This window comes from Nocardia sp. CDC519, assembly GCF_059509835.1.
Window position 1 is genome coordinate 6,055,939 of sequence record NZ_CM183377.1, and the last position, 21,399, is coordinate 6,077,337.

General features: G+C 64.9%; 25 protein-coding genes, 1 tRNA gene and 1 pseudogene. 9 read left to right on the forward strand and 18 right to left on the reverse strand.

What is annotated here, in order from left to right; translation table 11 throughout:
- Positions 1–35: 35 nt before the first annotated feature.
- On the reverse strand, positions 36–1,064 hold the full coding sequence (locus AC5W7N_RS27505) for a hypothetical protein (RefSeq protein WP_495922608.1): 1,029 nt from the start codon (positions 1,062–1,064) through the stop codon (positions 36–38).
- A gap of 445 nt (positions 1,065–1,509) precedes the next feature.
- Here AC5W7N_RS27505 and AC5W7N_RS27510 point away from each other — a divergent pair, with 445 nt between their 5' ends.
- Positions 1,510–1,893 (forward strand): hypothetical protein, encoded by a 384-nt coding sequence (locus tag AC5W7N_RS27510; RefSeq protein ID WP_495922610.1) that lies wholly within the window; start codon positions 1,510–1,512, stop codon positions 1,891–1,893.
- Between the two features lie 183 nt (positions 1,894–2,076).
- On the opposite strand, the gene AC5W7N_RS27515 is transcribed toward AC5W7N_RS27510, so the two are convergent.
- The 3 genes from AC5W7N_RS27515 to AC5W7N_RS27525 all read right to left on the reverse strand — a co-directional run bounded on the left by AC5W7N_RS27515 (position 2,077) and on the right by AC5W7N_RS27525 (position 2,712).
- A tRNA-Pro gene (locus AC5W7N_RS27515) sits at positions 2,077–2,153 on the reverse strand.
- 128 nt (positions 2,154–2,281) lie between these two features.
- Positions 2,282–2,443: a hypothetical protein gene (locus tag AC5W7N_RS27520; protein WP_495922612.1), complete on the reverse strand. Its 162-nt coding sequence runs from the start codon at positions 2,441–2,443 to the stop codon at positions 2,282–2,284.
- Complete coding sequence (locus tag AC5W7N_RS27525; protein ID WP_495922613.1) at positions 2,440–2,712, reverse strand: hypothetical protein; 273 nt, start codon at positions 2,710–2,712, stop codon at positions 2,440–2,442. The genes AC5W7N_RS27520 and AC5W7N_RS27525 overlap by 4 nt, the downstream gene beginning before the upstream one ends.
- A 239-nt stretch (positions 2,713–2,951) precedes the next feature.
- On the opposite strand from AC5W7N_RS27525, the gene AC5W7N_RS27530 reads away from it, so the two are divergent.
- From AC5W7N_RS27530 to AC5W7N_RS27540, 3 genes are read left to right on the forward strand one after another with little or no spacing between them, the layout of a single operon-like run.
- Entirely contained in the window at positions 2,952–3,281 is a 330-nt protein-coding gene (locus AC5W7N_RS27530; protein WP_495922615.1) for a hypothetical protein, read from the forward strand.
- Positions 3,259–3,774: a DUF6879 family protein gene (locus AC5W7N_RS27535; protein ID WP_495922616.1), complete on the forward strand. Its 516-nt coding sequence runs from the start codon at positions 3,259–3,261 to the stop codon at positions 3,772–3,774. The genes AC5W7N_RS27530 and AC5W7N_RS27535 overlap by 23 nt, the downstream gene beginning before the upstream one ends.
- Positions 3,771–4,610 (forward strand): helix-turn-helix domain-containing protein, encoded by an 840-nt coding sequence (locus AC5W7N_RS27540; protein WP_495922618.1) that lies wholly within the window; start codon positions 3,771–3,773, stop codon positions 4,608–4,610. Before AC5W7N_RS27535 ends, AC5W7N_RS27540 begins: the two co-directional genes overlap by 4 nt.
- Positions 4,611–4,740: 130 nt before the next feature.
- Here the strand turns inward: AC5W7N_RS27540 and AC5W7N_RS27545 are convergent, their stop codons facing one another.
- Entirely contained in the window at positions 4,741–5,112 is a 372-nt protein-coding gene (locus tag AC5W7N_RS27545; RefSeq protein ID WP_194989354.1) for a VOC family protein, read from the reverse strand.
- 76 nt (positions 5,113–5,188) lie between these two features.
- On the opposite strand from AC5W7N_RS27545, the gene AC5W7N_RS27550 reads away from it, so the two are divergent.
- Both AC5W7N_RS27550 and AC5W7N_RS27555 read left to right on the forward strand, forming a co-directional pair.
- Positions 5,189–5,689 carry a MarR family winged helix-turn-helix transcriptional regulator gene (locus tag AC5W7N_RS27550; protein WP_280498636.1) on the forward strand — a complete coding sequence of 167 codons (501 nt, stop codon included), beginning with the start codon at positions 5,189–5,191 and terminating at the stop codon, positions 5,687–5,689.
- Between the two features lie 216 nt (positions 5,690–5,905).
- Positions 5,906–6,313 carry a transcriptional regulator gene (locus AC5W7N_RS27555; RefSeq protein ID WP_194989356.1) on the forward strand — a complete coding sequence of 136 codons (408 nt, stop codon included), beginning with the start codon at positions 5,906–5,908 and terminating at the stop codon, positions 6,311–6,313.
- A gap of 297 nt (positions 6,314–6,610) precedes the next feature.
- Here the strand turns inward: AC5W7N_RS27555 and AC5W7N_RS27560 are convergent, their stop codons facing one another.
- The 5 genes from AC5W7N_RS27560 to AC5W7N_RS27580 all read right to left on the reverse strand — a co-directional run bounded on the left by AC5W7N_RS27560 (position 6,611) and on the right by AC5W7N_RS27580 (position 11,534).
- Positions 6,611–7,507: an LLM class flavin-dependent oxidoreductase gene (locus tag AC5W7N_RS27560; protein WP_194989357.1), complete on the reverse strand. Its 897-nt coding sequence runs from the start codon at positions 7,505–7,507 to the stop codon at positions 6,611–6,613.
- 128 nt (positions 7,508–7,635) lie between these two features.
- On the reverse strand, positions 7,636–8,226 hold the full coding sequence (locus tag AC5W7N_RS27565; protein WP_194989358.1) for a TetR/AcrR family transcriptional regulator: 591 nt from the start codon (positions 8,224–8,226) through the stop codon (positions 7,636–7,638).
- Positions 8,227–8,271: 45 nt separating this feature from the next.
- Complete coding sequence (locus AC5W7N_RS27570; RefSeq protein ID WP_194989359.1) at positions 8,272–8,664, reverse strand: PPOX class F420-dependent oxidoreductase; 393 nt, start codon at positions 8,662–8,664, stop codon at positions 8,272–8,274.
- Positions 8,665–9,174: 510 nt separating this feature from the next.
- Positions 9,175–9,837 carry a cupin domain-containing protein gene (locus AC5W7N_RS27575; protein WP_194989360.1) on the reverse strand — a complete coding sequence of 221 codons (663 nt, stop codon included), beginning with the start codon at positions 9,835–9,837 and terminating at the stop codon, positions 9,175–9,177.
- Positions 9,838–9,959: 122 nt separating this feature from the next.
- Positions 9,960–11,534 (reverse strand): MFS transporter, encoded by a 1,575-nt coding sequence (locus tag AC5W7N_RS27580; RefSeq protein WP_194989361.1) that lies wholly within the window; start codon positions 11,532–11,534, stop codon positions 9,960–9,962.
- Positions 11,535–11,635: 101 nt separating this feature from the next.
- On the opposite strand from AC5W7N_RS27580, the gene AC5W7N_RS27585 reads away from it, so the two are divergent.
- Both AC5W7N_RS27585 and AC5W7N_RS27590 read left to right on the forward strand, forming a co-directional pair.
- The gene (locus AC5W7N_RS27585) at positions 11,636–12,346 is read left to right on the forward strand and encodes a TetR/AcrR family transcriptional regulator (RefSeq protein ID WP_194989362.1); all 711 of its coding nucleotides are present in this window, start codon (positions 11,636–11,638) and stop codon (positions 12,344–12,346) included.
- 122 nt (positions 12,347–12,468) lie between these two features.
- On the forward strand, positions 12,469–13,824 hold the full coding sequence (locus tag AC5W7N_RS27590; protein ID WP_195021650.1) for a phosphatase PAP2 family protein: 1,356 nt from the start codon (positions 12,469–12,471) through the stop codon (positions 13,822–13,824).
- A 139-nt stretch (positions 13,825–13,963) separates the two neighbouring features.
- On the opposite strand, the gene AC5W7N_RS27595 is transcribed toward AC5W7N_RS27590, so the two are convergent.
- Positions 13,964–14,446: an aromatic-ring-hydroxylating dioxygenase subunit beta gene (locus AC5W7N_RS27595; RefSeq protein ID WP_195021649.1), complete on the reverse strand. Its 483-nt coding sequence runs from the start codon at positions 14,444–14,446 to the stop codon at positions 13,964–13,966.
- Positions 14,436–15,632 (reverse strand): aromatic ring-hydroxylating oxygenase subunit alpha, encoded by a 1,197-nt coding sequence (locus AC5W7N_RS27600; protein ID WP_195021648.1) that lies wholly within the window; start codon positions 15,630–15,632, stop codon positions 14,436–14,438. The genes AC5W7N_RS27595 and AC5W7N_RS27600 overlap by 11 nt, the downstream gene beginning before the upstream one ends.
- Before the next feature lie 207 nt (positions 15,633–15,839).
- Here AC5W7N_RS27600 and AC5W7N_RS27605 point away from each other — a divergent pair, with 207 nt between their 5' ends.
- Positions 15,840–16,631, forward strand: a complete 792-nt coding sequence (locus tag AC5W7N_RS27605) for an SDR family NAD(P)-dependent oxidoreductase (RefSeq protein WP_195021647.1) — start codon at positions 15,840–15,842, stop codon at positions 16,629–16,631.
- A 63-nt stretch (positions 16,632–16,694) separates the two neighbouring features.
- Here the strand turns inward: AC5W7N_RS27605 and AC5W7N_RS27610 are convergent, their stop codons facing one another.
- The 6 genes and pseudogenes from AC5W7N_RS27610 to AC5W7N_RS27635 form a co-directional block, all read right to left on the reverse strand.
- Complete coding sequence (locus tag AC5W7N_RS27610; RefSeq protein ID WP_195021646.1) at positions 16,695–17,300, reverse strand: NADPH-dependent FMN reductase; 606 nt, start codon at positions 17,298–17,300, stop codon at positions 16,695–16,697.
- A 4-nt stretch (positions 17,301–17,304) separates the two neighbouring features.
- Complete coding sequence (locus AC5W7N_RS27615; RefSeq protein ID WP_195021645.1) at positions 17,305–18,195, reverse strand: VOC family protein; 891 nt, start codon at positions 18,193–18,195, stop codon at positions 17,305–17,307.
- A gap of 58 nt (positions 18,196–18,253) precedes the next feature.
- On the reverse strand, positions 18,254–19,123 hold the full coding sequence (locus tag AC5W7N_RS27620; RefSeq protein WP_228816238.1) for an acyl-CoA dehydrogenase family protein: 870 nt from the start codon (positions 19,121–19,123) through the stop codon (positions 18,254–18,256).
- Between the two features lie 87 nt (positions 19,124–19,210).
- Positions 19,211–19,426 (reverse strand): annotated as a pseudogene (locus AC5W7N_RS27625) (acyl-CoA dehydrogenase family protein); the annotation flags it as partial.
- Positions 19,427–19,452: 26 nt separating this feature from the next.
- A complete protein-coding gene (locus AC5W7N_RS27630) occupies positions 19,453–20,025 on the reverse strand; it encodes an aromatic-ring-hydroxylating dioxygenase subunit beta (RefSeq protein WP_195021643.1) in 573 nt (190 codons plus the stop codon).
- Positions 20,022–21,347, reverse strand: coding sequence for an aromatic ring-hydroxylating oxygenase subunit alpha (locus AC5W7N_RS27635; protein ID WP_195021642.1), 1,326 nt, complete (start codon positions 21,345–21,347; stop codon positions 20,022–20,024). Before AC5W7N_RS27635 ends, AC5W7N_RS27630 begins: the two co-directional genes overlap by 4 nt.
- Between the last annotated feature and the right edge of the window lie 52 nt (positions 21,348–21,399).

Sequence of the window (21,399 nt, forward strand, 5' to 3'; positions counted from 1 at the left end):
TCACAACAATCGTCGGCACGCAGCGTGCCGACGATCTAATCCGCATCACCTGTAGCCGATTTCACGAATCTTGGCGGCGCGCTCATGGTCTCGACCAGATCCTGCATCATCCGGACACCTTCCCGCGCGTGCGCGTACTCCCATCTGCCGGACTGTAGCCTTTCCCGACTAGATAGACCCGTGTCACCGAGATCGATATGCGGTGGAAGCGATTTCGTCAACACGATGCCTTTGACGAGCATCGGAATGACGACGTCGTTCACATGTCGCAGCAGGTGGTTCAACTCAGCACCAGGCGAAACAAAGGCAGCTCCACTCGGTCGCTCAACGACAACACTCGCGGTAAATGAAGCAATAACCGGCGTGCCAACCGGAATCTGCATAACAAGATCTCCGGCGGTTATCGGTCGCATAGAGTGATCTTGGCCGGCGAACGGCTGATCTTCGCGATCGACCAGCAGTCCTGTTGCGCACAGCCGAATATTTCGGTGTTTGTCCGTATTCGAGTACTCCTGCAGCAGTTTGAGCGGATGCTCGAAGTCTGGCGTCACTCTCATCAGCGCAGCAAGGGTTTCCCCGATCGATGGAATTCGAGCTTGATCGCTGAACGGTTGCAGGCGGGCGATTCGGTCGCCAATAACTGTTCCGACTGCGAACTCGGCAACAGCCTTGCCTTCTTCTCGATGCCACTTATCCATTCCCGTTTGATCATCTTTGATCGGCATGAGCACGCGCTTGGCCTGCTTCTCCGTCAGCGGCGTATCGCGAGCGCTTTCAACCACATAGAACAGCGTGTTCTCGATCGCGGATCGCATGTGATTAATCGCCTCGCTGAATAGCATGGCGATCAGTGGTGGAATTGGCCGAATCGATTCAATCTCGACATCGAAGACGCCCTGATTCCGTTCAACCTGAGTGGGAGTCACGCCGTGTTGTGACCAGGCGGCGCAAAGCGCCGCGATCTGCTCGATGGCTTGGTCAGCTCGGGCTAGCCTGAACGCCACAGGCTCAAGTTCCGTTGGTAGCCAGTCGGTATCGCGGCTCGCGTCTGATTGATCACTCATGTAGGTAGCCTAACGCAGAGGCATCAAAACTACGATTGACGATCGGCTACACTTGCCAGGATTCCGTCCGCCGCATGCGGAGATAGTCGTCCACTCTTTGCCTCGCGGTGGATCGCTGCGGTTGCGTTTTTCGCCGCGTCGCTATTATCCGTCATGAGCTTGCTGACTAAGTTTAGACCTGCATCCCAGTCGTAGGCCATTATCCCCGGCACCATTTCGGATACTAGCGTGTCACCTGCACGTCCATGTTCGGTCTGTGCTTCGGCGGCTACCTGCAATGCGTAAGCGGGGTCGTTCCACGCAAGCTCACCGAATTCCCGCTGTAGTTTGAGAGCGTTAACCCAAATCGGACTGTCAGGTTCGGCGGTACTTATGTCAAAATATATCAATACCGCAGAAAGGTATTCACTCTTTGGTGGCGCGCCGTTTAATATCTTCAACAGGCGTGTTCGAGTGGTCGTCTATAGCTTCTCGCTCGAAGCTGTTCGACTGCATCGCTGATCCTGAAGCCGATCGCGCAAAATTTGACATATTCAACGTCTCTTTATTTAGTTGTGCGTCCATACATAACATATCCTGCAACACAGCGGCGGAAATGAGCCTCGGTGTCGAGATGCTGCGGGACGCGCTCCCTTTGGTCGCCAACCCCAGCCAGCTCTACCTGGACGGCACCGACTCGATCCGCCGCCTGCTCAACGAAACGTTCTTCGAGCGGTTCTACCTGGACGACCTCGATGTAGCCACCGACGACAAGACCCGCTGTTCAGCGAACTGCACGACGCTCACCGGGCCTACCGGCACCGTGAAACCACTGGGGCTGACGGTATGAGGCTGGCATCCGACCGGGCTGGCCACCACCTCGGAAGCAGAGCGAAGAGTTCAGGGCAGCGTAAGCATTCATCCAGCTCAGACGGCGGAAACAGCACCTTGGATGATCCGGCAGTGCCGGGAAATGACAACGGCCTTACCCTTGCCAGTGTCTTTTCAGTCACTGGCTCAGGTAAGGCCGCGCTGGTCGGGCTGACAGGATTTGAACCTGCGACCACTTGACCCCCAGTCAAGTGCGCTACCAAACTGCGCCACAGCCCGTTGCGCCGCGATTCCGGGCGCTCGAAGAGATTACCTCAGGGGGTGTCTAGAGAGCTAATCCGCTGGTCAGGGGCGTCGCGGGGGCGGGTGGCCGGCCTTGCGCACTGCCGACGGCTTGGTCAAGGGACCTAGGGGCGCTCGTCTTCTTCGGCTGCCAACCGGGCCTCGATATCGGCAACCGACAGCCGGTCGCGGTCGTCTCGCTCCGGCCCTTCGTCGCGTTCCGGCCAATAGAGCCAGACGGTGAGCACGAGTAAAGCCACCACCAGCATGAGCAGCGCGGCGCTCACAGCCACACCCCATCGTCGATCGGCCACCTGTGCCCGCGCGGATAGACCTGCATCGGGGTGATCAGAGCGGCGAGATCGGTCACCACGTGTCGCACAGCGTCGGCGTGTTCGAATCCTGGAACCACCACGGCGGCAGCGTCGTGCTCGCAAATGTGCTGCGTGATCACCAGTGCGGCCACCAACGGACCGACATCCAGCACCACAGTGAACGCCAACCGGTAGCCGTGCCTGTGGGCCAGCCCGGCGAGGTCGGCCCCTCCGCTCGGCATCCGTCGCCGGACCAACCCGATCGCCGCAGTTCGCCCGACCGCCATGCGCACCGCCCCTTTGCCTGTTGTTGGTAGGCGCCCACCGCCGAGGCTCAACCACCCGGCGGCGGGGCTGAAATGCACGCTATGAGTATGGAGTTCACGCCGAACAGGAAATTGCGCGATATTGCGCCGGATTCCGACGCGTCGCTGCGCTCGAGAGCCGATGATGGATGTTCACGCACATCACGGGAGGAACCATGAAGGTCGAAAGATTGGGCGGCGACAGCACCGACGGCCAGAGCCCGACTCTGTTCCGCAGCGACCGGAACACTTACGTCGTCCAGGGGTGGAGTACCGACGATGTCGACACCATCGAGATACCGCACCGCCTTATCCGGCACCTACAGCCCGGCACATGCCTGGGCTCGATGCTGCGGGACACCGGGCACGGCACGTTTATGCTTACCGGCGATCCGGTTACCGATGCCGAAGCGCTGGACCAGATTCGACTGCCCGGCCATGAATCAGCGGTGGAAGTCGGAATCGGGAAGGAGAGGCGGCGCGATGCGGCACCTGACATTCGATGACCTGGCGCGCGCCTTCCGCACCCACAGACGCGCCTTCCACCTAGAGGTCCGCGACGACTACAGCGGCGTCGCCGGTGAAGCGGACCGGGTGCGTCGATTCCTGAAAGGGGAACGGCAGGACCCGTCGGCGAGTGCGAAATGGCACGCCTTGATGAGGGAGGTGACCGGAGCCGGCCGGATGGTACAGCGGGTTCGGGTGATCACCGAGCCGCACGGAGACTACACCCGGTTCTCAGTGGGAACCACGGCGGCGAATATCGAGGTCGGCGAAGACATCCGATGGCTGCCGCGCCAGGAGGCACCGCCGGATCTGCCCGATGACGATTGGTGGTTGTTCGATGACGACATCGCCGCCTACACCGTGTTCACCGATGACGGAGCGGCGCTGCCAGGCTGGATGGCAACCACCGATCCGGTGATCGTCGGCCACCACGCCCGGCGGCGTGACGCATTGTGGGCGAAGGCCATCCCGCATTCCGACTACGCCAAGTGACCAACGTCGAGGAAGCGCGCCGCGACCTGGGAGCCCGATTGCGTGCTCTCCGGGTGGCGGCGCGCCTTCGGGGGTATCAGCTGGCCGACCAGGCCGGATGGCACCCGGCGAAAGTCTCCCGCATCGAGCACGGCGCACAGGCGATGTCGGAGGATGACCTTGCCGCGTGGTGCCGGATCACGGGAGCCGACCACGAATACCCGGACCTGCTGGCAACCGTCCGCAATATCTCCGCCGCCTGGGTGGAATGGCGGCGGATCGTCGGCCTCGGCTACGCCAACCATCAGCGTCAGATCGGGGGCGTGGAGGAACGCACCGAACTCCTGCGCGGCTACGACCCGCAGGTATTCCACGGTCTGCTCCAGACCGCCGACTACGCCCGAGCACTCATGGCGGCGGGCATGGAATTCCTTGGCACCAGCCGAGACCTGGACGCTGCCGTCGCCGCGCGGATGGAACGCCAGCGCGTTCTACACCACGGTCGCCACCGGTTCTATCTGCTGGTCGGAGAGCAGGCCCTGCGGACCACCGTGGGCACTGATGAGGTGATGGGCGCGCAACTACGTCATGTCCTGACGTTGATGGATCTACCCCGCCTGGTCTTCGGCATCGTCCCAGCCGATAGCCCGTTCTTCCGCCGAACCACCGACTTCGTGCTCTACGACCGGCGCAAGGCCCTGGTGGAGACCATCACCGCCGAGTCCACCATCACTCAGCCGCGCGAGGTAGCCCTCTACGAAAAGGTGTTCACTGCCTTGGCCGAGCAGGCCGTACACGGTGATACGGCCCGCGAGCTGATCATCACTGCGTTGGAACTACGCGGAGACGGTGCGTAGGAGCTGGCTTCCGCGGTGGCTTCTCGTTGCCGTATACGGCCTGGGGTTTGCCCCCGAGTGTGGCCGCCACACTCCCGACAAGGTGGCAGACAATCAGCCGCAGTGCGCGCGTGGTCTGGCGAGCGCCGACTCACGGAACTGCGGTGAACAGCTCGTAGCTGTGACCGTCGGGGTCTCGGACGTAGACGCCGCGGCCGCCGGACAGGTGGTTGATCTGGCGGTCCCAGCCGTGTTCCGGGCCGGAGCCGTAATCGACTGCGGGCCATGTTGCCAGCTTCGTGAGCACTGCGTCGAAGGTTTCGTCGTCGACGAGGAAGGCGTAGTGGCCGGGGGCGAATCGGGCGCGATCGTCGAAGTCGAAGGTCAGATCGTCGTTGATGTGGACGGGGATGAACGGGCCGGTCGGAGCGGATACCGCCAGTCCCAGCAGGTCGGCGAAAAACGTTGCCGCGATCCGCTTATCGGTCGCCGGGACGATTGTGTGGTTGAGAACGATGGGCATCGTTTCCTCCTGAGTCATGAGCATTTGCATGCGATACGCATACAAATATAGGTGCGGAACGCATACAATGTCGAGGGTGAGTACACGTGATCCTCGGAACGTTCCGCCCAAGACAGGCAGCGGCGACGCGGTCGACGGCGGTCCGGCGCTGTTTCGGCTGGTCCGTTTCTGGTCGCGCCGCTGGAGCAACCAGGCTCTCGCGCAGGTCGCCCAGGAACCGGACGGAGAGCTGCGGCGGGTGCAGCACATCCAGGTCGTAGAAGCCGTCGCCGCGGTTCTTCAGAGCGGTACGGAGGCGGCCGTCACCGACGTCGCCGAGCAGCTCGGCCTCGATCACTCCGGCGCCAGCCGGATGGTGCGCGACGCCGTGGTGGCCGGATATCTCGCGCGCCGAGAATCCGCACGCGACCGTCGCCGAGCCGTCGTTCAACTCACCGACAGCGGACTCGACCTGCTGGCCGCGTCCCGCGATTGGCAGCGCCGCTCCTTCGAACAACTCACCGCAACGTGGAGCGAAGAGGACCGCCGCCGATTCGCCGGCTACCTGCAACGCCTGGCCGACGAGACGACTCGGTGAGTCGTCATGCCGCGAGCCGTTTCGAGCTCGCGGCGTGACGGAATCCCCTTGCCACGAGAGGATTTGCGCGCGACCAATATGCGCTCGCAGGCGGCGGCCCGGCCTCGATGGCCAGAACACCCCGTACTCTCGACCCGACCGAATCCAGCCTCACGGCACGAGGTCGCCCGACAACCATCCAGGCGGTTGTGCGACGCGCTGTAGTACACATGAGGTGTGGCAAGTCCTCCTTCTACGCGACCGCTGCTGACCCCGGTGTTACTGACCGTGGCGGCGGTCGGATGCACGGCGGTAGGCGCGTGGCAGTGGTTCCGGCTCGAGGGCGCGATCGCTCTCGACCACAACGTCGGCTATGCGCTGCTGTGGCCGCTGTTCGGTCTGTTCCTGATCGTCGCAGCCTGGGCCCACCGACGACCGCAACGCGCCTTCGCCACCGCCGTATCGACGTCGGCACGCCTGAAAGCCACTGCAGCTCGGGAACTGCCGCCGGGCCTGCTGCCCGACCGCGCCGGAATCCCCATCGAGAACGATCCCGCGACCACCGCCTACAACACCTATCTCGCCAGATTGAACGACAGCGAACTGCACCACCGGCTACGCGAGGCCGGCCTCGACAGAACCTGACCGCGACCGCCGCACGCCCACTTTTGTGAAACTCACACATTTCGCAACCTGGCTGGCTATATTCCAGCTACGCCGGACAATCGGCGATGAGAAGCGGAGGAAGACCGTGGAATATGTCGGCTCTGTCGCCGGAATCTTGCAGATGATCATCGGCACCATCCTCGCCAACACCGGATCGGGCGGTTCGGGCTCCGGCTGGTGAACCGGCGGATTCGGCTCGTCAACGGCGAGCCGAATCCACTCCCCTGCCCCCGGCCGGATCGAAGTGGCGGCGCTCCAGGTGAGGCCGACGGCGGATCAGCCGGCAGCTCGACGAGCGGCGACCGCTGATCGGACCGCGGGGGCGACCTTCTCGGCGAACGTCCGGATCTGGGTCACGTCGTCGGCGGGGTGGCCGAACAAGAATGTGTCCATCCCGAATTCGGTGGCAAGGCTCGTGAGTTCCCGAACCCACTGATCGACCGGACCGCTGAATTGCGCCGATTCCGCGCTGCCGATCTCTCCGAAGACGTTGTAACCACGCAGAATCGACCCGGGGTCCCGGCCGGCCTCCCGTGCGGCCTGATCGATGACGGCATTGCGCTCCGGAAGCGCGCTCGGCGGAATGTAGGTGCTCGAGGGTATCCAGCCATCGGCTCGCCGGCCGACCAGCCGCAGCAAACGCGGCCCGGAGACCCCGAGCCAGATCGATATCGGATGCGCGGGCCGCGGACCCGGATGGGCGCCGGACAGTCGGTAGAAGTGGCCATCGAAACGCACCGCCCGCTGGTCCGACCACATCAGCCGAATGACCTCGACCGCCTCCTCGAGCGCGGTCGCGGCCTCCGCCTTCGATCTGGCCGCACCGCCCATCGCCGCGATCGCCTCCCAGAACGCGCCCGCCCCGAGCGCGAGCTCGAAACGTCCACCGGACAACACATCCAGTGAAGCCGCCGACTTGGCCAGCACAGCGGGCGGACGCAACGGGAGATTCACCACGTCCGGAACGACCCGCACCCGCTGCGTACGAGCCAGCAGCGTCGACATCAGGGCCCACGCGTCCAGGAACCGGGCCTGATACGGATGGTCCTGCACCGCGATGAAATCCAAGCCGGATTCGTCGGCGAGCTCGGCCACCTCGAGCGTGTTGCCGAGATTCGCGACGGCGGGATTGACGAATACCCCGAATTGGAGATCACGCCCGTAGTCCGTCACTGTGCGCTCCTCTCACGGAACTTTCGACAGCTGGCAGGTCGCTTCCCGAGAATAGGCGCGAACAGCCGGCGAACGTGGGTGAACGCGCTGCTCGGACGCCATCGCATTCTCGCATCGAATCGCGCCGACTAGGAAGTGACGCCCAACGGGGGCGCCGCGAGGGCAGGCAGCACGAGACCGTCGATGACGCGTTCGATGAACGCGCTGTCGACCGGTTCGGCCTGCACGGTGATGCGATGAAAGGTGAGTGCCGGAAACAGCGAACCGATCAATCCCAGATCGTGGCCGGTGGCGATCTCCCCGCGATCGGCCGCGCGAGCAACAATGGCGGCGAATGCGTCGAGGTGCGGCGTGGTGATCGCGGCGCGGACGGCTTCCCGAAGAGCCGGCTCGCGGTTCATCGCGGTGAGCAATCCGCCGACGACGGCGTCGCGGCGGCTGTCCGGATCATGCCAGGCCGCGGCCAGGGCGACCAGGTCGGCGCGCAGGTCCCCGGTATCCGGGACGGGATCGATGCTGTGCAGCAGTGCGATCGCATCGGCGACGAGTTCGGGTTTTCCCGGCCAGCGCCGGTAGACCGTGGTTTTCGCGGTACCGCAGTGGCCCGCCACGGCATCGATGGTCAGCCGGTCGTAACCCACCTCCGCCAGCAGGGACTGGGTCGCCAAGAGCAGATCGCGATCGAGGTCCGCGTTGCGCGGGCGTCCCGGTTTCGACATGGCGGTGATCCTTTTCGCTCGAAGGTGCGACGCGCGCACCGGGCCTCAGACGTTACGGGCGTGCGTGCCGGGCCCGTCGATCCCCCAGGAAAGGATTCGGCGCGGGGCGATCCGGAGGACGTCGCCACTGAGCCCGCCCTCGGTCGATCCGGCACCGGGATGCGCGCTCGCGACACCGCGGACCTCGATTCCATAGGCCACCGGCGGAGTGACCGACTCGACGACGTCGACGATGAACGCCACCCGCGGGTTGTGCAGTACATTGCGCCACTTCTGGGTGCTCGCCAGCGCATGACCGACGATCTCGATGCCGGTGCCGTCGGCGGTGAGATGCACGCCGACCGGCCGGATCTGCGGCACTCCCGCGGCGCTGATCGTGCACAACCTGCCGATCGGCTGGGTGCGAAGAAACCCGAGCTCGCCTGCTGTGAACGACACGGTGCCACCTTCCGTAATTCAGATACGCAACTGTAGCGTATCGGATCGGTCGGGCGGTTGGCTCCATGAGGGATTCCCGAGGCCGCTCATCACACAGCGAACAGTGAGTATGGCGTCCGAGCCACCTCCACGGCGTTGCCGAGCCGACCGGCGGCCCGGCAACGCCGTCGTAGGCGTGATCGACGTGGAAACGTCGACGGACCGCGCGCCTCCGGGAAATCCTCGCCGGCGGCATAGCCGCTGGCAGCTTCCGCAGCGACCAAGACCCGACGCCGCCGCGCTGATGATCCTGGCCTGCCTGGACACCCAGCGGATCCCACTCAACCGCGGCGGCGAACTGTCCGCCGCCGTACGACAGATCCTGCCGTTCATCACCTTCGGCGTCGCGGCCGACGAATGCCGCGGGAAAATGTCCGCGGAATCCCGCTGCCCTGACGCCGGACGACGCGGACGCTGTGGCGGGCACGATGTCGATCTGCCACCTGGCGCCAGTGCCGTGATCCGGTGCGGTCACGCCGGTGGTTCGGCGGTGCTGTGGCGCAGGTGCGCCCACGCGATCGCCGAGCCGGGGTCGGTCACCAGGGTGCCGCCGGTCCCCGCCGGCAAGTAAACGAATTGTCCTCGGCGCACGGCGAGGTAGGATCCGCCGTCTGCGGCGGCACGGTGCTCGGAGGCTCTGTGATCGACGTGGATCGTGAACTGCCCTTCGACAGCCACGATTACCGAATCACGCGGGACACGGAACTCGATGGAGGCTGCCGCGGGCGTCCGCCTGAAGCCGATGCCTAACCGAGGCTCCGCCGACCTGCCCGCAACCGCGGGCACGAGCGACGCCTGCCCCACCCGGTGGTGCCGCCCGGCGGCAGCGTGTTCGCCTGAGAACACCGTCGCCGCAGGACCTTCGGTCGATCGCGCGACGGCCGATTCCCATGCGCCGCGGTCGATATCCCAGGCGGGCGGGTAGGCCAATGCGACCATTTCCAGATCGTCGTCGATCCGGAATTCGCCGCGAGTGGCCGGATTCAGATGAATGAGATCTCCCGGGCGGGCGGCGACAACATCGTCCGCGCCGTCGATGGTCATCGTCCCCGCCATGATGATCCAGACCTCCTCGTAAGGCGCGGCAAGCGGGGCACGCGCACCGACGGCCATCCGGGCGAAACCGGCGCTCAATCGGCCATAGTCGGCATCCACCGCCGCACCGAGCTGGATGCCGCCGTCGATCCGTTCCCAGGCGCGCACATCGTCGGAAGTAAACCTCCGCATCTGCCGTACCGGGCCCATCTCGGTTCCTCTCATCCGACGCAGACGGGGCGTGCCCGCCGCTGTTCGTTTCGGTGGGCGTACAGGATCAGCCCCGCCGTCAGTGCCAGCACGACCGCGCCGATCCCGGCGAACACCTGGATCCCGAAGCCGACCGCCGCATCGACGACCGCGGGCAGCACGGGGTCGCCGACCGAAAGCCGGCCCACCACAGTGACGCCTTCGTGCATGCCAGAACTCAGGGCTCGACCGACCGACCCGGACACGGTGCCGGGAAGATGGCCCGTCAGATAATGCCGGTACGCGGCGATTCCGATCACACCGGCCGCGGCGATACCGAGGGCCGTGCCAAGCTCCCCGCCGACCTCCTGCGCCGAGGCCGCCGAGCCGGTCTTCTCTTCGGGCGCGCCGGCGATGATCAGGTCGCTGACCAACGCGCCCGCCGCGCCCTGACCCCACCCGACCACGGAGATCGCCGCCACGATCGGCGCCGCCGACGCGGCCGGGCCCGCGAGCGCCGCCAATCCGACCGCACCGCCCGCGGCGACGAGTAGCGCGGCGGCCACGACCATCGCCGGCGGCCACCGGCGCGCGAGGCCCGGCGCCAGCATCGCGCCGGCGATATTCGCCACGATGTACGGCAACGTCCACAGGCCGGCTCGCAGCGGCGTCAGCCCGGCGACCAGCATCAGGTACTGCGTGAAGAGATAGAACATGCCCGTCACGCCGATGCCCATCAGCAGCAGCGTCACAAGCGCTACCCGCACTTGCCGGCTGCCGAGGATCGCGAGGTCGAACAACGGCTCGCGTATCCGGCCCTGGCGTCGCAGGAACAACACCAGGATTCCGGATCCCGCCAGGACACACAGTAATTGGAGCCACACAGGCCCACCTTCCGCGGATCGCCCTGCGGCCAGCTCCTGGAGGCCGTAGACGATCACCAGCATTCCCGTGACAGACAGGGCGACACTGATCGGATCGATGCGGGTGCGATTGCGTTCCGCCCGTTCGGGAAGCAGCCGCGGGCCGGCCAGCAGCAGCGCAACGAGGGGCGGGATGTTCACGAGGAAGACCGCGCCCCACCAGAAATACTCCAGGAGCAGCCCGCCCAGCACCGGACCGATCGCCCCACCGACGGTGAACGCGCTGAAGGCGATGGCGATCGCCAGGCGGCGTTGCGTATCGTCACCGAACATCGCGCGCAGCAAGGAGAACAGGGCGGGCATCAGGGTGGCACCGGCGATTCCGAGGGCCGCGCGGGCGATGATCAGCCCCTCCGCGGTCTGTGCGTAGGCGGCGGCCAGGGAGAGTACGGCGAAGAACGCCGATCCGATCAACAGCAGCAGGCGGGGGCCGATGCGATCACTGAGGCGACCGGCCGTGACCAGGAACCCGGCGATCAGGAATCCGTATACGTGGGTGATCCACAGCAGCTGCGAAGAGCTGGGTTCCAGGTCGGCGCTGATCGCGGGCAGGGCGAAGAACAGCACGGTCAGATCGGTCGCCAGCGCGAGCATCGGCAGTAGCAGCAGCGCCAGACCCAGCCACTCACGGAGGGTCGCTCGGGCCGGGCGGCTCGACGGGAGGGTCTGTTCGCGTGCGCTCATCGCGCCTCCTCGGTTTCGTTACAAGCTGTGTTGTTACGCAACTCGAAGCATAGCAGTATCCGTTACGATTCTGTCTGTAACGAATCCGTAGACTGGCCGTTATGACGAATGCGCAGCACACGAGTGGCGGACGGCCGGGCGGTCGCCCCCGCGACGCGGGCATCGCGACCGCCGTCACCGCGGCCACCCTCGAACTCCTGGAGAACAGCGCCTATTTCGCCGTGAGTGTCGGGGAGATCGCGCGCCGTGCCGGCACCACCCGGTCCGCGATCTACCGACGCTGGTCCGGGCGGCCCGAACTCGTCCTCGCCGCCATCGAGAGCCGGCTCGACACCCCGCTGCCACCCGACACCGGATGCACGCTCTGCGATATCGCCGACGGCCTCACCCTGTTCCTCGCCGCCTACCGCACCATCGCCCCCGAGGTGTACAGCGCCCTGTATTCCGAATGCGCAGCCGATCCCGAACTGCGCCGACGATACCTCGACACCGTGATCGAGCCATCACGTAAGGCGGTGCGGGAGATGCTGCTTCGCGCCGTCGACCGCGGCGACCTGCGCGACGATGTGGACATCGAACGAATGCTCGACCTCATCGCCGCCTTCGTGCACTACCGCGCCCTGTTCGGCAACCATCTCGACGACGAGGACGCCGAACGAGCCATCGAAACGATCATGCGCGGCGCCGCCGTGGACTACGACGCCCTACTGGCACACAGCCAGTCCATCCAGGGCGACCATCTCGACGCCGCGGGAGCGCACCACGTACACATCGACGACGTACCGAGCTCGTCCGCGATACCGGAGCCTTGACCAGCGGTGACGCCACCAGCTCGCGGCGACGTCCCCTCCTGCCGCCCAGGCGTTTTCACCCACCGACGGTCTCCGTCAAGCGTCCCGTCAAGCCGTGTTCACCGAGTATTTACGATGTCCGAATGCTTATTCACGACACGCACGGCAGTTCGACCTCACCTCCGGAGCCGGCGGAAGTCGAACAACTCCGGGAGCGTCGATTCTCGCCGTTCGTGGTGTGGGGCGGCATCGCCGCCGCTGTGCTCGTACTCGTCGCGGGTCAGCTCATGGCCGTTCACATCCACGCTCTCGGCCCGTTGACCAGCCTCGTTCGTGATTACATCGGAACGCCCAAGTCGGCGACGACGCCGTGGGCGGGCTTCCTGCTGGCGCTGGTCGGTGTCACCAGCCGGGTGCGGGTGAGCGCACTCGCGGCCGCGGTCGCCATCGACCTCGTCTTCGTCGCGGTTCGGGCGTTCGACGGCCGTCCCTTCACCGTCGGCAACGGACCGACCATCGTGCTGACGGCGCTGGCGCTGATCGCCGCCCTGCGGTGGAGTGGTGCGCGACGACGCACGGCACTGCACATGATCGCGCTCGGCGCGCTGCTCATCCTCGCGACCAAGGTCGGCGATGTCTGGTTGGACGTCACGGCCTGGGCGTGTCCGCAGGTGCTCGACCCGTACGTGGAGGTGGCCGATCGCGCGCTCGGCAATCCGTCCTGGATCGTCGGCCATGCGCTCGAGCTGGCCGGGCCGGTGCCGACGGGGCTGGTGCGCTGGGTGTACTTCGAGCTTCCGGTGGCCGCCATCGTCGTCGCCGTCTGGCAGTTACGCGGCGTGACCACAGGTAGGTGGCCGCAGCACCACCTGGTGCGGACATTCTTGGCGATCGGTCTCATCGGCCCGATCTTCTACGTGATCTTCCCGGTCGTCGGGCCCGTGCTCGCGTTCGGACCATGGGGAAACGGCATGGAACTCGCCGACGTCTGGCCGAATACCGTTCCCGCGCTCCCCATCTCGGTCGAATCGATGCCGTTCGACGCCATCACACCGCGTAACTGCATGCCGTCGCTGCATACCGCATGGGCCCTCGCCCTGTTCATCCATTCACGTCGCGGACCTGTCTGGTTGCGCTGGGGTGGCGCCTTCTGGCTGGTGTGCACCCTCACCGCGACCCTCGGCCTCGGCGCCCACTACGGCCTCGACCTCGTGGCCGGCGCCGCATTCTGCCTGACCATCGAGTCCGCCCTGCGCGACCCCGGCCGAGGCTGGGACCGTCAGCGCGTGCTGGTGGTGGCGATGGGAACAGCCACTTTCGCCGCAGTGCTGCTGTGCATCCGCTACTTCGCGATGCCGATGGCGACCCACCCACTCCCCTTCGGTATCGCGATCCTCGGCGCGCTCACCGCATTGTCGATCGTGTTCTACCGAACCTGGTTCGCTCCGGGACGTGCGGAAGCCTTTGCGGGCGGAACACGTGAGCCTCAACATCGCTGATGTGAGCAGAGGTGGCGGCCCCCGCCGCCGAGTCCGAGGGCCTCACCCGATTCAGGGTGAGGCCCTCGAGCGCTTCCAGTGGCTGAGTCGCCGGGAGACCCGGCCCCTCGTGAGAGACCTATCGATCTCCATCTCGGAGTTACAGCGGATAGACGAGATATCGCGCCGGCATGCTGTCCAGGCAGACTCGACGCTGCGCGAAGCGAGGGTCACCGGCGGACAAGTCGATCAGATCGTCGTAGTATCCGGCGGCGAGCAACCCCGATAGCACATCGTTCTCGGTGTAGCTGACCTGGAAATGCGCCCGGACACGCCAGCGTCCGTCGTCGAGGCGCGTGGCTCGGGTGCGCTGCGTGACGTGGCGGGTACCGTACGGCTCCACCGTGCCCGCCCACACCTCCGTGATGAACTTGACCCGGTCCAACACGCGGGCGCGGTTGTCGTCGTACATATAGGCCAGCGGTAGCCCGCGGCGCAGGTTGTCGAGAGTGTGCACGGTGTAGGAGCATTCGGACGCGAACAGATCAGGCCAGCGCTGCCAGTCCTGTTCGTCGACCACATCGCTGTATCTGCCGAGCAACTCGTCGACAGCCAGGACTTCCTGGTCGGTCTCAACGATCAAAACCCATCACCTTCCGGTAGTAGGCCCAGCCGACGGTGTTGCCGATCTCGTCGTTCTGGGTGGCGTCTTCGGGACGTCCGTCGACGCCTTTGACGAAGCGCGCAAGCGTTCCGTCCCGAGCCGTCTGCTGTTGACGGTTGAAGACCGCCGCGTCTTCGATCGTGATGAAGCCGCTGGGCCCCAGCAGATTCGACGCCTGACGGACACGATGCTCCCGGTACTCCTGGCTGTCGTCGACATGCCCGAAGAATGCGTAGTCCACTTCGGTGCGGTCCACGCCGCGCGGCCGGGCGAATCGCACGTTGATGGTGTCGACGTGTTTGGTCATTACCGTGACCGGCCGCAAGGCCACCACCCTGGCGCGATCATCGGTACCGCGAAACTGGACGACGCTCGGATCGGCGAGGTAACCGTTGTCCACGTACGGCGTGCTCTGGTAGCCGACCGAGAAGTGTCCCACCGGCTGGGTGATGCGCACCTCCCCCTTGCCTCCTTGCCAGCCGAGTATCCGAAAACCGGTGTGCAGCAGGGGCGCGTGGTAGAAGTCGTTGTCGAAGTATGTTTTCCAGTTCGCCTTGTAGACGACCTTCTGGTATCCGAGCAGGGTGAGATCGCCGTCATCGAGCAGACAGTCGCGCACGGGGTTGGCGCAGGCGCCGAGAAATGCCTCCAGGAGTGGAGTGTCCGGATGCCTCGTCACGAAGATCAGCCCGGCCAGCTCGGCTACTCGCAGTTCCGGCAGCGCGTAGTCCTTCCGGTCGAAGTCGGAACGGAACTCGCGCTCGCCCGGCGCACCGCAGAACTCACCGTCGCTGTTGAACAGCCATCTGTGGTACGGACATTGAAATTCTGTCGCCACGCCGGCTGCCCGCTGTTCCAGCAGCGTGCCCCGGTGGGTACAGGTGTTGATGAAAGCACGGATCCGGTCTCGTGGCCCCCGGCTGACGATGATGGGCACCTCACCGAGCCACGTGGTCTTGAAGCTGTTCACCTCCCCCAGTTCGGCGCGGTGCGCCACCGGGTGCCAGTACGGCCCGTAAAAGATCCTTTCCAGTTCTTCCTTGTATACGAGCTCGTCGGAGAAGATCTCCTTCGGAAGGTCGAGCGGGTTGGTGAATTTTGCGGCGATCACCGCCCGAACCTGCTCGTAGTCGCTCGATATTTCCGTTTCGGTCGCGTGCGCCATGCGCCGGCCTCCGCATCGATTCGTAACGGGCAACGCTGGTCGGCGGATGCGACAACATACAAAGCTGCCCTGGCGATTCCGGCACACAGAACATTTCTCTGCCGGTGTCGAAAATCCTATGTTTTGATTCCGCCCGGGTCAACCCCTCAATTATTCGAAAAACGTTGTGCCACACGCTGGAAAGGCAGAGTTGACGTGAACTCACATATGAGCAGCCCGCGATCGGCCGGTCGCACGGCATTGATTACCGCGGCGGGCGCGGGAATTGGGCGCGCGATCGCGATCGAGTGGGCAGCACGCGGCGGAGCGGTAGTCGCCGCCGATCTCCGGGCCGAGGACGCAGCGCAAACAGCACGGCAGGTGCGCGGTCTCGGCGGACGATCGGTGGCCACCACCGCAGATGTCACCGATCCGGACTCCGTCACGTCGATGCTTACCGTCGCCCTCGACGCGTTCGGTGGCGTCGACGCCCTGTTCAATGTGGCCGGCGCCAGCCTGCCGAGACGGGTCGACGAGATGGCGGACGACGACTGGTACCGGATGATCGACATCAACATGACCTCGGTCTATCGTTGTTCCAAGCTCGTCATCCCGCACATGCGCAGCTCCGGCGGCGGCAGCATCGTCAACATCTCCTCGACCGCCGGCCTGCTCGCCGAGAACCGCTGCGCTGCCTACAGCGCGGCCAAGGGCGGGGTGCTGCTGTTGACCAAGAACATGGCAATGGACTACGCGGCGGACGGGATCCGCGTCAATGCGGTCTGTCCGGGGAGCACGATGACTCCACGCATTCGCGACTATCTGGATCGCGTTCCGGGCCACGAGAAAATGATCGAGGATATGTGCCCGATGCGGCGTTACGCCGATCCCGAGGAAATCGCCCGGCCGGCAGTATTTCTCGCCTCGGACGATGCCAGTTATATCACCGGCGCGGTGCTCGCGGTCGACGGTGGCCTGACCGCTGGAAAACGCTTCTCGATCTTCGATGATGCGACGTAGCCCTACGGCTTCGCCCCGGCATCCGATTTTCCGGATGCCGGGGCGAGATTATCGGCGCAAACGCTATTCGGCCGAGACGGCGACGGTGAGTGAATTCGAGGTCGAAGGCGCAACGCTCATCGCACACACCTCCCGGCCCACCGTACGCAACTGAAACGCAACGGGCTCGTCGAGCTGCCGGCCGTATGCCACTCGCGTCGCCGCGGAATTGATCGCCGCGCCCAAAGGTGTCGGCCAGCCGCGCAGTGCGTGCACGATACTGCGAAGTGTCTGCAGCGTAGTCACGGCGGCCTGCCATCCGTATGCCGTGGTGACGCAGCCGACGGCGCGGCCGGACAGATACGGCTGCTCGTCGTCGCGCATATCCTCGACATAGTCCAGGGCATTCTTCACCAAGCCCGACACCGAGCCGTGGTATCCGGGTGAGGCAATTACCACGCCGTCGGCTTTGCGCAACGCGTCGATCAACTCGCGCGCCTCGGCCACCGGCGGATGGTCGGGATCGTACATGGGCAGCCGCGCGAGCGTCGACGCACCGAAAAGTGCTGTGCGGGCGCCGTGCTCACGGGCAGCGTCGAGGGCAATGCGAAGGGCCGATTCGGTGGAAGACGCCGGCCGTAGCGTTCCGCCAAGGCCGACGATGAACGGTGAGGTAGCCGGCTCGGACATCTCCTCACACCATCTTCATCAGACCGTCGTGGCCCCAGGCGAAGCCCGAACCCAGCGCGTAGTTCTCGGTGGTCCAGGTCTGCGGGTCGACCACCCGCGGTCCCCAGCCGTACTCGAAATGCCACCCCGAGGGGTTGCGGAAATAGAACGAGAAGACGTGATCGTTCTGATGACGGCCCGTCGAGGTCGAGGTGATACCGCGTTCGACGCAGAGGTCGTAACTGTGCCCGACGTCGTCGATGCTGACCGTCTCGAACATCACGTGCTGGATGCGGCGCGTAGCTTCCGGGATATTCATGAACGCCAGCGAATGGTGGCGAGCGTTGCAGTGCAGGAACGCGGCGAACGGCCCGACATCAGGAATATGGGCGAAGTCGCTGACGCCGAAACCCAGTACTCGGCAGTAGAAGTCGGCCGCTGCGACGACGTCGGCTGCGTAGAGAACCACATGTCCCATGCCCATATCGCCGGTGTTGAAGCCGGCGAGGTCGCGTGTGGGCCGGAACTTGGGCAGGAAAAGCTTCTCGTGCCCGAGCACCAACTCCATGCGTACCCCGGAATACGGGCAGGTGAAGAAGACGAATTCCATAACCCGCCGGTCGGCTGCTTCCTCGGCGGATCCGGCCGTCACCTCGACACCTGCGGCGTCCAGCTGCGCGGCCGCAGCTTCGAGCGCTGCCTTCGACGCGACATCCCATCCGACGTAAGCGACGTCGTCCTCGTGACCGGGCCGCACCCCGATCCGGTGATGACGGTCGTCGGCTCGGACGTAGAGCAAGCGATCGGAGCTATCGCGGGAGACCTCGAGGCCGAGCACCTCCGTCGCATACTGTTTCCAGGCCGGGACATCGCTCGACGTCCCGACGACATAACTGAGTTGGCTGACAGCCGCCATGGATCTACTACTTTCCGGGATCTGGATGAGTGGGAAGGGCGCGGCACCCGACGCGGCCTCAGAACACGACCAGTTTCGGGTCGCGCTCGAGCCCGAGCGCGACCCGGCCGTAGTGCTGGAAGTTCGCGCGGGTGAAGGAGACGTGACTGGCCATCATGTGGATGTCTCGCCACTTCTGCTGCATCGGACTGCTGTCTTTGAAGCCTGAGGTTCCGCTCAAATCGAACAGCCTGTCGACGGCGCCGGTCAGAAGTTCGGCGGCGCGGTTGTAGTCGCGCAGTATCTGCGCGCGGTCGGCGAGCTCGAGTCGGCCCGGCGCACGGGCCGCATCGAGAACCTGTTGGATCGCCAGCTCGGCCAGCTCCAGATCGGCGGAGGTGCGCGCGACCGCCTCCTGGACGACTTCCGAGCCCGAGGTCTGCGCCCGGCCACGTGCCCACTCCACGAAGTGGTCATAAGCATCCAGTGCGGTGCCCATCATCGGGCCGAGGAAGGTGAGGCCGGCATGCAATGCCAGCGGCTGACTGTAGAGCGGGCCTTGATTGACCTCACTGCCCGGCCCCTCGCCGGCGACCAGCGCCGCGGCCGGCACGACGAAACCATCCGGCACGAAGACATCGTCGACAACGATCGTCTTGCTCCCCGTGCCGCGCATTCCGGCTGCGTACCAGTCGTCGTCGATGGTGTAGTCGCCCGGCCGCACGAGGAAATGGTGATTGGCCGCGCGCCCGGCATCTTTGATCAGGCCGCTCACGATCACCCACGATGCGTGGTCGACCCCGCTGGCGAAGCCGTGCCTGCCCGTCAATCGGTATCCGCCGTCGACCTTGTGCACGGTGGCGGCCGGAGCCAGCGAGGCGGCAATGCACGTATCGGGCCCGTCGGACCACACCGCCTCCTGCGCGACCCGCGGAAAGTACCCCACCATATGGGCATCGTGGGGCAGCAACGCGGCGCACCACGCCGTGGACGCACATGCCCGTCCGAGTTCCACGGCTACGGCATACATCGTGTCGAGCGACAACTCGTCACCGCCGTAGCGACGTGGGGCCAGAATGCGGCCACCGAGGCCTGCCGCGATGATCTCGTCGATCGACTCACGGGGCACCGCCCGCTCGGCCTCCGTTCGGGCGGCTCGCGCCCGAATCCGTGGCGCGAGTTCACGGGCGCGGTCGAGCAGGACCTCGTGCAGTGCCAGATCGGCAGTGCGATCGATATCGGGGGCTACCATGGCAATCCCTCTCCATTTCGGGCGCGCTAGAACAGCACACTCAGGTTTTTCGACTGCACGACGTTCTGATCCAGCAGGATCGTGCGCTTGGCGATCTTGAAACTCGAGCCGTCGACGCGCAGGACGTCGCGGCGCTCGCCTGCCCAGATATCGGTCTCCGATTCGAGCCGATTCCGGTAGACCAGGAAATTGCACGTGATATCGAATTCCGTGGCCCCATCGGCCTGTCCGCCGTCCGCACGCGGCGCAACGATGACATTCGTGACCAGATGCCTGCACCGTGACGGCGGATCCTCGGCCCAATGGGTACCGGAGTGCATCTGGTTCACCCGCATGCGCAAAGATTCGTAATCGTCGTAGAAGTGGGCCATTTCGATGCCCTTGGGCACCTCGTCCTGGTCACGCTGGCGGCGCAGCCGGTTCTTGCGTACCGGCATCCAGTACAGGACATCCTCGGCGAACAGCTCCAGCCAGCGGCTCCACTGCCACCGGTCGAGCAGCTGTGCCTCATGGTAGAGAAACTGCTCGATGCGGTGCTGCCGGACGACAGTGTCGATTTCCGCGCCGGTCGTGGGCGCGAGAACCTGGTCGACGGTCATCGGACTGCCTCCGTCGCGCTCGCCGCGGCAAACGGTGCGGCATCGGTGCGTTCCTCCGGCGGAATCTGCGGCCAGGCTTCGGTCGTCATGAACTCCAGCCATCGCCGATAGAAGCCGCGCTGGCCGGCTTCACCGAAGAACGAGTCGAAGTACTCTCCCGGGTACTCCGGATGCTCACGTCCGGTCCCGAGCCCCATTTCGTAGTTCCATGCCATCTTGCGGGCCTGGTAGCCCTGTTCCAGGACTCCACCGATCATGCCCCAGTTCTCGCCGTCGTCGGTCTCCACGACACCGGCTGCGCCCTCGGTGAACGATGCCGAGACCTGTTGTGCCCGTTTGGCTTCTTCGGGAGCGTCCTTCTCGACCACGGTGAACGACCAGATCTCGAACTTGGTCGGGCCCTTGGGGTGCCAGACCCGGAGATTCGCCGAACCCGGTAGTCCGGCGAAGTTCGGGAAGGCGTTGAAATTCGCGACCATGTCCGCACGATCGCCTACCCGTTCCCGCGCGATTCGGCGCTTCTTCTCGTTGTACTGGCCCAGCGGATCGTCGGCGAAGCGAGTATGGCGTTCGAAGAGGAAGCTCTCGCCGTGACCTTCGCGCAGCGATACATGAGCGCCGTCCTTGGCATCGAATCCAGGACCGAAGGACAGCAGCGAGGACAGGTGACTGGTGGTGGCGTGATAGGTGTCGCCGGCGAACTGCTCGGCCGCGAGTTTCCAATTGGCGTTGATCGTCCACTTGATCGCGCCCGGCAACACCTCGATACCGCCTTCGGCGTGGTCGACCCAGCCGTCGATATAGAACTTCAGTGCACCGAGGTATTCGTGCAGTGACGGGGCCGCCGGGTCGAAGTTGCCGAAGATCAAGCCCTTGTAGGAGTCGACCTGCGCGACCTGGATCAGGCCGTTGTCCTCCAGCGACAGCTTGTCGAAATAGGCGTCCTCCAGATTCGGGACGCCCACCAGCTTGCCCGCGCTGTCATAGGTCCAGCCGTGATAGGTACACATGAACGACCGCGTGTTACCTTCCTCGGCGCGGCAGACACGCATACCTCGGTGGCGGCAGACGTTCAAAAAGGCACGCACGCTTCCGTCGGGTTGACGGACCACCAGCACCGGGTCACCACCCATATAGGTCGCGAAGAAATCGTGCGGGTTCGGAATCATGCTGTCGTGGGCGAGGAACAACCAGCTGCGACCGAAGATGCGCTCCTGCTCCATTTTGTAAATTTCGTCGCTGACGAAGATCTCGGGCCCGATACGGCCCTCTTTCCAATTCACCAACGATTGCAGATAATCGGCAGCAACGGCCACGATCATCTCCCTTCAGTTACACGTCGAAATCGTTGTCCTACAGGTAATCACCAGAGCC